The following is a 12,999-nucleotide window of genomic DNA, read 5'->3' on the forward strand; positions in this document are numbered from 1 at the left end:
CTTAATGATTACGGATTCTTCTTCTTAAAAAGACCATTAATTAAATCACTTGCTTTTTTAGTTGCTTCTTGAGTTTTTTGCTCTTTTTCTGTTTTAGCAGCTTGAGTTGTATCTTTCGCTTTAGTATTTTTATTGATTAAATCAGTAAGCGCTGAAGTTCCTTTTTGAGTCAGTTTTTCTTTTTGCTGATTAACCAATTGTGTAGTCAAACTGCTTACAGCAGTTTTCATATCTGTACTAATTTTAGGATTTGAAAAGTTACCAGTCAAAGCAGCGTTAATTGGAATGTTATCTAATTTTGCAGCATCAGCAGGAGATAATTTTGCTATTAAATTGTTTGCTTCAGTTCCTAAGTATTTTGCAGGAACATCAAACTTAATCGTGTAATTCATAGTTTGATCAAAACCATGAGTTCCTCCAACTGTGGCTTTAATATCTTGATATTTAATATCGAATGGTTTTACATTTACTTTTCCGTTGTCAAATGTTAATGCCATTTTCAAATCGTTCAAATTCAATTTGTTTAAATCAAGAAACTTTACATTTGAAGTAAGAGAATTTAAAACAGTTGAGTTTTTAGCATTTACGGTAGTAGATAATAATTGCCCTAATAAATCTCCTGAAATTGATTTTAAATCTGGAGTCAATTCTTTAGCATCCAAATTACCATTCAATTTAATAGTCGAATTTAATTTTCCGTTAATGATTCCGGCAATTGGAGCGATTTTTTTCATCATATCCAACTGTGTAAAAGTCTGCGCAATATCAACTTGATTGAAACCTAAATTCATGTCAAACGTTGGCACTTTTTCTTTAGTAGAAACAGCTCCGTTAAGACCAATTGATCCTCCAAAAATGTTTGTTTTGAAGTTTTGAAGAGTTGCTTTCTCGTCTTTAATAATCAATGTTCCAGCAACATCCTGAAGTTTTAAATTATCATATAAAACTGTTGTTGCTTTTGCGTTTAATGTACAGTTTAAGAAAGCAGGAATTTTCATTGCCTCAGATGGTTTCGCTGGAGTTTTGGTTTCTTCCTTTGCAGGTTCGCCAGCAGTCATAAAATCATCAACAGCCAATTGCTTTGAACTCATGTTGAAATTTCCTTTTAGTTCTTGTTTCTTAAACATAAAACCATAGAAATTTTCTAAAACTCCGTTAATGCTGATATCACTTTTTCCAGTTGTAGCATCAAATTGTTTTAAGTTGATTTTACTCGGATTAAATTCTACCAATGCCGTGCTGATGTTCATTGATTTATTGTTTTCGTCAGTATATTTAAATCCTGACAAACTCATTGTACCAGCATTTTTGATATTTTGGTATTGACTTTTTTCTACAGAAGCCATATCAAAATTTGTTGTAACGTCGGCTTTTAAAATACCCGCCAAAGGTTTATCCATTTTAATAGGATATGCTTTTGAAAGATTAGCCAAATTGATTGTTCCTTTTAAAGCCGCATCGATTATCGGATTTACAGTGATGTTTTTAATATTAGCTTTAGCACTAAAAACATCTTGATCAATTCTGAAAGATAACTTATCTAGATTTACATAAGTATCATTTAAGATTCCAGTTTCGTTAATGATCTTAGTATCAATTACAATATTCTGAACCGATTTTGGAAGGTTCGGATATTGGAATGAAGAATTATTTGATGCAATTTCAATATTGAATTTAGGAACAGTTGTATCTGTCAATTCACCTTTTGCAAAACCATTTACAGTAAAATCTCCAGTTGTTTTTACACCTTCTAAACTAGATGCGTAAGCAGAAGGAATTAAACCTAAGAAATTGGTAAATGATGAAGTAGGGGTTTTAAACTTTAAATCGTAAATCTGAGCTTTTTCAGTCATTTGGATAAATCCGTCAAACTCTAAAGGCAGTTGATTGATTAAAGCTTTGTTTTCCTTAAAAGTATATTTGCTTTTTTCTAAATCGATTCCAAGAACTGCGTCTAAAGTTAGTTTTACATTTTTCATGTAATTCATTTTATCCATGTCCAATGAAACTTTTGCAGTAGATTTTGTAGTTAAATCCAATTTCGAATTGGTAAAATCTCCAGTTCCTTCGTGGTTTAAACTGTCAATTACCATTTTAATTTTAGAACCTTGATCGATATATCTAAAAGTAAAATTCTCAATTTTATAGTTTTGAATTTTCAGAGCAAGCGGTTTGCTGGCTTCGTCTTTTGTTTCTTCTTTTTTATCTTTTAAAGCAATGTCGAAGTTTCCAACTCCATCTTTATTGAAAATAATATTTATTAATCCGTTTGTAGAACTAATTCCCTGAATGCTTAAAGGCTCTTCTTTTCCTTTGAAAAGTTCTTTAACGCTCATTTTTAAATTTAATTCGCCTAAAGAAACCAAAGTATCACCTTCAAAAGGAGCTTTATTGATGATAACTAATTTTTCAATTCCAACCGTTGCGTTCGGGAAATTTTTAAATAAACTTAAATCAGCATCCGCAAAACTCACCTTAGCATCAACACTTTCGTTGATAGCCTCGACAATCTTGGCTTTAATTTGATCTTTAAATAAAAACGGAATGGCAAATAATGCAGCAACAAATACCACTAGGACTATGGCACTTATTTTTAAAACTTTTTTTAGCATATAAATAGATTTGAGGGTTTAACTTATTAAAATGAACTCCTGCAAAAATAGTTTTTTTTACTAGAGTAGAACGATAAAATTTTCATAAAAATGTAGGAATTTATTTAAATATATTAAATAAAAAAAATCCGTTGAGAAATACTTTCAAAACGGATTTTTAACTGCATTTATTTTATTATTTCTGAATAAATGAAACTATTTTATCAATTAATGCTTCTGAAATAGGAAGTGTTTCATTATTGTAGCTTGCTAAATTGGCATCGTTACCGCTTTCAATGATTTTCATTATATGATTCATTTTATCAATAATCTGTATTTCTGCATTTGCATTTGCCAGTTTTAAGTTCTCGGCATCCTTTACAGAAATTTGAATATCATTATTTCCTTGTAGAATTAAAATTGGTATAGTCAATTTCTTTATCTCAGTTTGCGGATTGTATTTGAACCACGAAATCAAATAAGGTTGAACGCTTGGTCTGAAAAGAGAATTCAGCATTGGATCAACTTTTTTTACTTCAAATCCGTTTTTTAAACTATCTATAATCGGGAAAGTCATATCATTAAGCTGTTTCATTGACTTAGCACCAATTTGGTTTTTTAGAATTTGATCTGCTGGTTCGCCCGCGCCTGCAATCGAAACAAATTTATCTGCTTTTGCACTTGCTGCCATTCCAATCAAAGAACCTTCGCTATGGCCAATTATAATTACTTTCGAAAAGCGTTTGTCTAGTTTTAAATAATTAATCCAGCTTTTGGCATCTTGAATATAATTTTCAAAAACCAAACTGCTTTCAGATCCGCCAGCAGCTTTACTTTCTCCGATGGCTCTTTTGTCATATCTCAAAGATGCAATTCCATTTTTTGCTAAAGCTTCTGCCAGCATTTTTAACGAATTGTTTTTCATCATCGGATTATTTCCGTTGCGGTCAGTTGGGCCAGATCCTGAAATGATTAGAGCTACAGGATATTTTTTGGTCAAATCAGGAGTCGTCAGCGTACCAAAAATCTGATCAGTATTTATTTTTAAAATCGCTGGAGATTCTTTAAAAGTGATCTCTTTTTTGGTTTGGGCATTTAAAAAGCTCCAAAACAAAACCGTTAAAAAAAGAATTGCTTTATTCATCTTTTAATTCAATTAATAAATATTGATTCCGTAAGGTAATATTGCTTGTACGCCTTTTTGTTTTTGAAATTTCTTTACCTGCTCAATTAGAAGGTAATTTTCTTCTCCAATTTCTTCTTTAATGAAAGCTTCTTTAGATCTTGCAAAAGGCAGATTTGAAAGAAGATCGTTTAGGGTTTTCTCATATTCAGGATAATTCTGAGTACTGTATTTTTTTACTTTGGCGATTTTTGCCGCTTCAGCAATTGCATCATTCAGTCCACCGATTTTATCAACCAAACCAATTTTTAAAGCTTCAGTTCCAGACCAAACTCTTCCTTGCGCAATTGAATCAACTTGTGCAAAAGTCATTTTTCGGCCTTCAGCAACGTGAGTTACAAAAGTGTTGTATATTTTTTCAACTCCTTCTAAAGTAAACGCTTTGAATTTTTCGTCAACTGGTAAAAACGGACTGTAGTTTGCTGAGTTTTCGTGAGTTTTAACCTGCTCAGAATTGATTCCTAATTTATTGGCTAATGGACTAAAGTTTGGTAACATTCCGAATACTCCAATAGATCCTGTAATGGTGTTGTTTTCAGCAAAAATTTTATTGGCATTGCAGGCAATATAATAACCGCCAGAAGCGGCATAATTACCCATAGAAACCACAACTGGTTTAACTTTTTTTGTAATCTCGATTTCTCTCCAAATTAAATCAGAAGTTAGAGCGCTTCCGCCTGGACTGTCAATTCTAAGAACGATAGCTTTAACATCATCATTTTTTCTAGCTTCCTGAAGAGATCGTCTCATTGAACCTTCTCCAATTGTATTTACATCACCTTCGCCGCTTCCAATTTCGCCTTGAGCGTAAATGATAGCTATTTGATCTGTTGCAGTATTGGCTAAAGCTGTTGTTACATTATTTTGAGTATAATCTATAATCGAAATTTTATTGTAATCTTCGTCTTTGTCTACTTTCAACGCTTTTTTGATGGCATCATGATAAACATCTTCGTAAGCAATAATATCAACCAAATGTTGCTGTTTAGCCATTTCTGGAGTTCTTGCCAAAAGTCCGTTCGCAATTTCATTTAACTTAGGCAACGGAATATTTCTGCTTTTAGAAATATCTGCAGAAACGGTAGCCCAAATAGAATTTAAAAGTGCAGTTATCTGTTCTCTGTTAGCGTCGCTCATTTTATTTTCTAAGAAAGGCTCAACGGCGCTTTTGTATTTTCCGTGTCGAATAACTTCCATATGGATTCCAGATTTATCTTGAAAATCTTTGAAAAACATAATTTCAGAAGAAAGACCTTTAAAATCTAAATCTCCAGCAGGATTCAAATAAATAGTATTAGCAACAGAATTTAGATAATATTCTTTTTGCGAATAAGAATTGGCGTAAGCCCAAACAAATTTTCCTGATTTTTTAAAGCTTTCAAGAGCATTTCTTAAATCTTTATATTGTGCTAGACCAAGAGAAGATTCATCATTTAGGATCGAAATTCCTTTGATGTTATCGTCTGTTTTTGCGGCTTCAATGGCATTAATTACATCAGTTAAACCAATGCCTTTTTGCTCAGAAAAGCGAGTTACCCATGGATCTTTATATTTTCCAGCGTAGTCATTTTTAATTTCTTTTAAATTTAATTCAATGACCGAATCAGATTTAACAGAAACACTATCATCTCCGCCAAAAACAACTCCGATAAAGATTACTCCAAAAAAGAAGAGCATGATAAAAACAAAAATACCAATTACAGTGGCAATTACATTTCCTAAAAACTTCATATGTATATTTTTTTTATAAGTAGTAAAAAAGGGCAAAACGTTACAAACTAAACATCTAAATTAATGATTGTATTTGAGACGTCGTTTCACAAATATATTGGTTAATTCTAAAATAGTTTTAGTTAATTTGCAATAATTATGAAATTACAGCATCAAGTCGTTTTATCGATAGGCAGCAACCAAGGCAGCAGACTAGAAAACATTCAAAATTGTATCAATTTGATACATCAAAATGTTGGGACTGTTATTCAGGTTTCAAAACTTTACGAGACTCCCGCATGGGGGTTTGAAAGTGATGCTTTTTATAATTGTGCGCTTCTTTTGCATACTACTTCATCTGCACAAAAAGTATTAAATCAGGTTTTAAAAGTTGAAAAAGAATTAGGAAGAATTCGCTTGAATCAAGAAGGATATCAATCTAGAATTATCGATGTTGATTTGATTGCTTTTGATGATGAAATAATTGACTCAGAGAAACTTCAGATTCCCCACCCTTTAATGCAGAATAGAAATTTTGTTTTGTTGCCAATGAAAGATTTAAAGCTGAATTGGGAACATCCTATTTTAAAGAAAACAATTTCTGAGCTAATTGCAATTACGCCCGATGAAAGCGTATGTACAGTAGTTCAAGATTTAGAAAATCCGCTTAGTAAAATTCGGTTAAATGAGTTTAATTATATTTCTTTTGAAGGAAATATAGGTGCTGGAAAAACAACTTTGGTCCATAAAATTGCGGAAGATTTTAATGCAAAAACCGTTTTGGAAAGATTTGCCGATAATCCGTTTTTGCCAAAGTTTTATAAAGATCAAAACCGATATGCGTTTCCTTTGGAAATGTCTTTTTTAGCCGACCGCTATCAGCAATTAGCTGATGATTTGGCTCAATTTGACTTGTTTAAAGATTTTATAGTTGCCGATTATCATATTTTTAAATCATTGATTTTTGCCAAAATAACGCTCGCAGAAGATGAGTATCGTTTGTATAGAAATCTATTTGATATCATTTACAAGGAAATGCCTAAGCCTGATTTGTATGTTTATTTGTATCAGAATACAGGACGTCTTCTTCAAAACATAAAAAAGCGAGGGCGTACCTACGAACAAAACATCGAAGGGGCTTATTTAGATAAAATCAATAATGGTTATTTAGAATATATAAAATCGCAAACCGATTTGAATGTGCTAATTATAGATGTTTCTAATCGTGATTTTGTCAAAAAACACGAAGACTATATTTTTATTTTAAATGAGATTAAGAAGAAGCTTAGTTAATGAGATAATTCTGTAAGCATATTATTTTTTGATTACCAAATTATCTAATTGACACATTCTCTAATTTAAAAACTATCTTTTCAAAGTAAAATGACCTCTTAAAACAGGCATTGAATCATCTACTTTTAAAGCGTACCAATAATCAGAAGCGGGAAGAGCAACTTGGTTTAAAGTACCATCCCAGCTCATTTTTGATCTGTTTAATTGTGCTACAAATTTTCCGTAACGATCAAAAATGGTTACAACTGCCTGAGGATAATTCTCCATTCCAGTTACTTCCCAGACATCGTTGAAAGTATCATTGTTTGGTGTAAAGAATGGAGGAAAAACAAGCACAACAAACTGTTTGGTAACTTGTCCGCAACCGCTTTTTTCTCTTGCATAAGCTGTTTGGAGCCCGCCTGGAACATTATAAAAAACAGTAGAATCTTGAAAATTGACACCATCTACAGAATACTCAAAATAATCTTCTGCTTTTACTGGATAAATAATGGCTCTCGTTCCTTCAACATCAACGCGTTCAATCTGAGGAACTTTGTGCTCTTCGACTATGATTGTTTTTGTGCTTGTACAGCTTTCGGGAGCTGGACTTGTTACATCAACAGTGTATTTGCCTCCTTCATTGATATTAATAGTTTGAGTCATAGCGCCATTTGACCATAAATAACTCATTCCAGATATTCCTGCGTCTAACGTTATGGTTTGAAATTGGCATAAAGGCAAGGTTTCATCCGTAACAGCTGGCGGTGTATAAATTACAATATTTACAGGAGTTCGAGTTGGATTTATACAGCCATTATTTGAAGCTTCGGCATAATAAGTGGTGTTTGCTGTAATTGGGGGAGTTGTGAAACTTTCACCAGTTAGAACAGTTGTTCCTCCAGTTGCTGTAGTGTACCAATTAATTATTCCGATATTAGAAGTCGCTTTAATTGTTAAATATCCAGGTCCGCAATTTGAATAAGTTTCTTGTTCTGCGATAGGTACTGAAGGCGTTGTGTTTACCGTTGCAATTACAGATTTCCGGTTCGATTCGCAGCCAGCATCTACGTAATAAGTTGTCGTGGTATTTATTGTTGGAGTAGTATAGGTAGTGCCTGTTCCTAATAAATTCCCTCCAGTTTCTGCATCGTACCAGCTAATTGTGCCTGTATTTGCTGTTGCGTTAAGAATAAAACTTCCCGAATCACAAACAGGAGATGGTGTAACAGTTGTTACTACAGGAATTGTGATTTTAGTGCTTGTTGCTATTTCTAAAGGAGATTCGCCTGGCATTCCGCCATATTCAACAACGTATCCTTTTGGTTGGTAAGGATCGCCTGAAGTTAAAGACCCAGTATTTGATAAGTCATTCCAAGAACCTTTGATTCCAACTCCTGGTTGTGTAATGTGAGCATAATTTTCATCACCTAAATTATTCGGTTCTCCAGAGTTCCAAAACGCATAATTTGGAGTAGAACCGCTTTGGTTTCCATTCCAAAAAATAGTTCCTGCTTCAGGACCTGTAACCCATTTCCAAACTCCTTCGGTTTCGGCGTCGCTTCCTCCAATCCATCCTGTTCCAGAAGCCTGTTCACCAATTAATTTTGCTTCATCGGCAGATAAAACTGTAGCTAAATATCCTTGAAGGCCATAATAGGTACGCACGGCCGCTAGATCTCGAGCTGCAGTCCATGTAATGCCAATATTTGGAACATATTCATAATAATGCTGTGTGGACGGTAAATAATTTGCCTTGCCCATTGTTATAGAAAATGTCTTTACTCCAGAAGCTGTAGCAGAAGAATTTGTAAAAACAACATCTTTAATAGCAGCAACAAAATCAGAATATAAAACATCGGCTCCTGTAGGATTTGATAAGGTCAGTTTTCCAGCAACAGCATCCCAACTTGTAGTAATATTTGAGTGCGATGTAGGATTTGAAAGTTCCAGTTTGTCAAAACCTTGTGAATATCCCGAAGAAATTTGAATATAAATTGCTTCAGTTCCTGTTTCTAAGGGATCGTTTGTTATGGTAATATCTTCTATAATTTTTATGGTGCTTTGAGGGCAGTATATTTGATCTCCCGTAGCTTTTATTACTGGTGGATCAATATAAACACTTGTTTTTATAATTTGTTTTTGGGCAGATTTAAGGGTATCGTTTGGGATTATCGTGATGCTCTTATTTATAATGTTTTTATTGCTTGCGTATGATTGGTTCAATCCTAATGCAAACAATAAAAAGGAGATTTTTATTAAGTAATTATTTTTCATATCATAAAAGTATCACTTTTATAATAATAAAAAAATATATTTACATTTCTAACATTTTAAGTTCGGAAAATATTTTAAAATCACATTTTTTTAGTAAAAAGACGGGTTATTTTTTATTTGGCCAATTTATCTTTTGAAATAAATCCCAAACAACAATTCCGGCACTTACAGAAATATTAAGAGAATGTTTGGTTCCAAGTTGTGGGATTTCAATACATCCATCACACATAGCCACAGCTTCTTGCGATACGCCAAAAACTTCATTCCCAAATACTAAAGCATATTTTTTGTCTTTTTCAATTTTGAAATCCTGAAGAAAAACCGAACTTTCAACTTGTTCTATAGCCATTGTCAGAACATTTTCTTTTTTTAAGTTTTCAATAACTTCTAAAACATTTTCATGATGTTCCCAAGCAACAGTTTCAGTTGCGCCAAGAGCGGTTTTATGAATTTCTTTATTTGGAGGTGTTGCTGTGATCCCGCATAAAATGATCTTTTCAATCAAAAACGCGTCAGCTGTTCTAAAAACAGAACCAATATTGTGCAGACTTCGAATATCGTCTAAAACTAATATTAAAGGTGTTTTTTCCGATTTTTTAAAATCTTCAATCGATTTACGGTCTAGTTCGCTGTTTTCGAGTTTTCTCATTGTTTTTGAATTGTAGTCATAAAAAAAGCTTCCAAAGATAAGGAAGCTTTTTGATTATTTTAAATGTTTTTCAGATTAGCTTTTTACTGGATCTGGTAAAACAGTACCTTTAATAGTAAGGATTTTTGTTGGTTGTCCTTCAGCGTTAGAAGTTACAGTTACAGTTTTTGTGAAAGCACCAACTCTATCTGTAGCGTATTTTACACCAATAACACCTTTAGCTCCTGGAGCGATTGGCTCTTTTGGAGTAGTTGGAACAGTACATCCGCAAGATCCTTGAGTGTTTGTAATAATTAAAGGTTTTGTACCATTGTTAACAAAAACGAATTCACGTTTTCCATCAGCATTGTGAGCGATAGTTCCGTAGTCGATAGTTTCAGTTTCGAAAAGCATTCCAGCTCCTTCAACTTTAGCAACTTTAGCTGCTTTAGCTTTTTTAGTTGTTTGTGCATTAGTAGCCGTGATACCAGCTACAGCCAACATAGCGAATAAAATTATTTTTTTCATCTTTAAGGGTCTTTTTTTAAATGATAAACAAAGCTATATAAAATTCTTAAACCACAACCTAAAAATATCTTAAAATATTTTAATTTTTGAAGCATTCAATATTCTTTCAAAAAATCATAAATTCGCTGTCTTAATTTTTCATTTAAAATATATCAATTTGGCAGCTAAAGAGAAAGTGGTGAAAGAAACACCTTTAATGAAACAGTACAACGAGATCAAGGCTAAATATCCTGATGCATGTCTGCTTTTCAGAGTAGGAGATTTTTATGAAACCTTTGGAGAAGACGCCATTCGAGCTTCCAAAATTTTAGGGATAACCTTAACTAAAAGAGGAGCAGGCTCTGATACTGAAACAGCATTGGCTGGGTTTCCGCATCATTCTGTAAACACTTATTTGCCAAAATTGGTAAAAGCCGGACTTCGTGTGGCAATCTGCGATCAGCTGGAAGATCCAAAAATGACAAAAACAATCGTAAAAAGAGGTGTGACTGAGCTTGTAACTCCAGGGGTTTCTTTGAATGATGAGGTTTTGCAGTCAAAATCAAATAACTTCTTAGCATCTGTTTATTTTGCTAATAAAAATATCGGAATTTCATTTTTAGATGTTTCGACAGGTGAGTTTTTAACGGCTCAAGGAAATGCAGAATACATTGATAAATTATTGCAGAACTTTAATCCAAGTGAGGTTTTGGTTCCGAAGAATAATAAGAATGATTTTAAAACTGCTTTCGGAGAAGATTTTCATAGTTTTTTCTTAGAAGATTGGATTTATAAAGAAGATTATGCTTTAGAAACTTTGACAAAGCATTTTCAAACTAATTCCTTAAAAGGATTTGGTGTTGAGGAATTGAAAGAAGGAATTATAGCTTCTGGAGCAATTTTATACTATTTGTCAGAGACGCAGCATAATCGTGTGCAGCATATTACAGCAATTCAGCGTATTGCAGAAGATGCTTATGTATGGATGGATCGTTTTACCATCAGAAACCTAGAATTGTATCACAGTTATAATCCAAATGCAGTTACGCTTTTAGATGTTATCGATAAAACGCTTTCTCCAATGGGAGGACGTTTGTTAAAGCGTTGGTTGGCATTGCCTTTAAAAGATGCTAATAAAGTAAAGAGTCGTCATGAAGTCGTGGCGTATTTAAAGTCAAATCCTGAAATTCTGCACAATATCCAATATCAGATTAAACAGATTTCAGATTTAGAGCGTTTGATTTCTAAAATTGCTGCAGGAAAAGTTTCTCCTCGTGAAATTGTTTATCTAAAGGAATCTTTAGATGCTATTATTCCGATCAAAACATTGGCGCTTGAAAGTCCACAAGAAGCTGTAAAAGTAATTGGAGACAGTTTGCATGCTTGTGATTTGCTTCGTGAAAAAATTAAAATAACTTTAAATCAAGATGCTCCTGTTGCCATTTCAAAAGGAAATGCTATTGCGAGCGGAATAAATGAAGAGCTGGACGAACTTCGTGCGATTTCAACTTCAGGAAAAGAATTCTTGGAAGGAATTGAAAAAAGAGAATCTGAAAGAACAGGAATTTCTTCATTGAAAATTTCTTTTAATAATGTTTTTGGATATTATATCGAAGTTAGAAATACCCATAAAGATAAAGTTCCAGAAGAATGGATTCGTAAACAAACTTTGGTAAATGCAGAACGTTACATTACAGAAGAATTAAAAGAATACGAAACCAAAATTTTAGGAGCAGAAGAAAAAATCTATAAAATAGAAAGTGAACTTTTTGAGCAATTAGTAGCTTGGATTTCAACTTATATCAAACCAGTTCAAATGAACGCGTATTTGGTTGCGCAATTGGATTGTTTGTGCTCTTTTACGCAAATGGCTGTAGAAAACCAATATGTGCAGCCTGAAATCGATGATACATTTGAATTAGATATTAAAAACGGAAGACATCCTGTAATTGAAAAACAATTGCCTGTTGGGACTCCATATATTGCAAATGATGTTTTCTTAGATAGAGAAACGCAGCAGATTATTATGATTACGGGGCCTAATATGTCGGGTAAGTCGGCTATCTTGAGACAAACGGCTTTAATTGTGCTTTTGGCTCAAATGGGAAGTTTTGTTCCTGCTGATAGCGTTAGAATGGGAATTGTAGATAAGATTTTTACCAGAGTTGGAGCTTCTGATAATATTTCGATGGGAGAATCAACTTTTATGGTCGAAATGAATGAAACGGCTTCTATTTTGAATAACCTATCAGATAGAAGTTTGGTGTTGCTGGATGAGATTGGAAGAGGAACGAGTACTTATGACGGAATCTCAATTGCGTGGGCAATTGCGGAATTCTTGCACGAACATCCAGGAAGAGCTAAAACGCTTTTCGCAACGCATTATCATGAGTTGAATGAAATGACGGAATCGATGCCAAGAATCCAGAATTTCAATGTGGCGGTAAAAGAATTAAAAGATACTGTTCTTTTTGTTAGAAAGCTGGTAAAAGGAGGAAGCGCGCATAGTTTTGGAATTCACGTGGCAAAAATGGCAGGAATGCCTCAGCTGGTTATTTCGAAAGCTCAAAAGCTTTTAAAGAAATTAGAAAAAAATCATTCAAGTGATGCTCTAAACGGAATAAAATCGGCAAATGAAGAAATGCAGATGAGTTTCTTTAATTTGGATGATCCTTTATTGGAAGAGATAAAAGAAGAAATTTTGAATCTCGATATTAATGCAATTACGCCAGTAGAGGCGTTGATGAAACTGAATGAGATCAAAAGAATGCTGGTTAAAAAATAAAATATAAAAATTTTCAATTTTAAAGTTTAGGTTATCAGAATGTTAT

General features: G+C 33.2%; 8 protein-coding genes. 2 read left to right on the forward strand and 6 right to left on the reverse strand.

All coding sequences use genetic code 11. The features are described 5' to 3' along the window. Positions 1 to 8 precede the first annotated feature (8 nt). The 3 genes from OD917_RS15405 to sppA all read right to left on the reverse strand — a co-directional run bounded on the left by OD917_RS15405 (position 9) and on the right by sppA (position 5,505). Positions 9 to 2,612 (reverse strand): AsmA-like C-terminal region-containing protein, encoded by a 2,604-nt coding sequence (locus OD917_RS15405; RefSeq protein ID WP_263524304.1) that lies wholly within the window; start codon positions 2,610 to 2,612, stop codon positions 9 to 11. Between the two features lie 175 nt (positions 2,613 to 2,787). Continuing rightward, the gene (locus OD917_RS15410) at positions 2,788 to 3,735 is read right to left on the reverse strand and encodes an alpha/beta hydrolase family protein (RefSeq protein WP_263524305.1); all 948 of its coding nucleotides are present in this window, start codon (positions 3,733 to 3,735) and stop codon (positions 2,788 to 2,790) included. Between the two features lie 12 nt (positions 3,736 to 3,747). Beyond that, positions 3,748 to 5,505 (reverse strand): signal peptide peptidase SppA, encoded by a 1,758-nt coding sequence (gene sppA / locus OD917_RS15415; RefSeq protein WP_263524306.1) that lies wholly within the window; start codon positions 5,503 to 5,505, stop codon positions 3,748 to 3,750. A 138-nt stretch (positions 5,506 to 5,643) separates the two neighbouring features. Here sppA and folK point away from each other — a divergent pair, with 138 nt between their 5' ends. After that, positions 5,644 to 6,777 (forward strand): 2-amino-4-hydroxy-6-hydroxymethyldihydropteridine diphosphokinase, encoded by a 1,134-nt coding sequence (gene folK, locus OD917_RS15420; RefSeq protein ID WP_263524307.1) that lies wholly within the window; start codon positions 5,644 to 5,646, stop codon positions 6,775 to 6,777. A 72-nt stretch (positions 6,778 to 6,849) separates the two neighbouring features. Here the strand turns inward: folK and OD917_RS15425 are convergent, their stop codons facing one another. The 3 genes from OD917_RS15425 to OD917_RS15435 all read right to left on the reverse strand — a co-directional run bounded on the left by OD917_RS15425 (position 6,850) and on the right by OD917_RS15435 (position 10,189). Next, complete coding sequence (locus OD917_RS15425; protein WP_263524308.1) at positions 6,850 to 9,033, reverse strand: T9SS type B sorting domain-containing protein; 2,184 nt, start codon at positions 9,031 to 9,033, stop codon at positions 6,850 to 6,852. A 106-nt stretch (positions 9,034 to 9,139) separates the two neighbouring features. After that, entirely contained in the window at positions 9,140 to 9,682 is a 543-nt protein-coding gene (locus tag OD917_RS15430; RefSeq protein ID WP_263524309.1) for an RNA methyltransferase, read from the reverse strand. A gap of 75 nt (positions 9,683 to 9,757) precedes the next feature. Further along, positions 9,758 to 10,189 (reverse strand): DUF1573 domain-containing protein, encoded by a 432-nt coding sequence (locus OD917_RS15435; protein WP_008467274.1) that lies wholly within the window; start codon positions 10,187 to 10,189, stop codon positions 9,758 to 9,760. A 157-nt stretch (positions 10,190 to 10,346) separates the two neighbouring features. On the opposite strand from OD917_RS15435, the gene mutS reads away from it, so the two are divergent. Continuing rightward, positions 10,347 to 12,953, forward strand: coding sequence for a DNA mismatch repair protein MutS (gene mutS, locus OD917_RS15440; RefSeq protein ID WP_263524310.1), 2,607 nt, complete (start codon positions 10,347 to 10,349; stop codon positions 12,951 to 12,953). Positions 12,954 to 12,999 lie beyond the last annotated feature (46 nt).

The sequence above is a fragment of the Flavobacterium sp. SH_e genome, from assembly GCF_025717045.1.
Classification (GTDB): domain Bacteria; phylum Bacteroidota; class Bacteroidia; order Flavobacteriales; family Flavobacteriaceae; genus Flavobacterium.

Coding starts and splice junctions, on each gene's coding strand:
- OD917_RS15405 (WP_263524304.1), bottom strand. CDS start 2,612: ATGCTAAAAAAAGTTTTAAAAATAAGTGCCATAGTCCTAGTGGTATTT.
- OD917_RS15410 (WP_263524305.1), bottom strand. CDS start 3,735: ATGAATAAAGCAATTCTTTTTTTAACGGTTTTGTTTTGGAGCTTTTTA.
- sppA (WP_263524306.1), bottom strand. CDS start 5,505: ATGAAGTTTTTAGGAAATGTAATTGCCACTGTAATTGGTATTTTTGTT.
- folK (WP_263524307.1), top strand. CDS start 5,644: ATGAAATTACAGCATCAAGTCGTTTTATCGATAGGCAGCAACCAAGGC.
- OD917_RS15425 (WP_263524308.1), bottom strand. CDS start 9,033: ATGAAAAATAATTACTTAATAAAAATCTCCTTTTTATTGTTTGCATTA.
- OD917_RS15430 (WP_263524309.1), bottom strand. CDS start 9,682: ATGAGAAAACTCGAAAACAGCGAACTAGACCGTAAATCGATTGAAGAT.
- OD917_RS15435 (WP_008467274.1), bottom strand. CDS start 10,189: ATGAAAAAAATAATTTTATTCGCTATGTTGGCTGTAGCTGGTATCACG.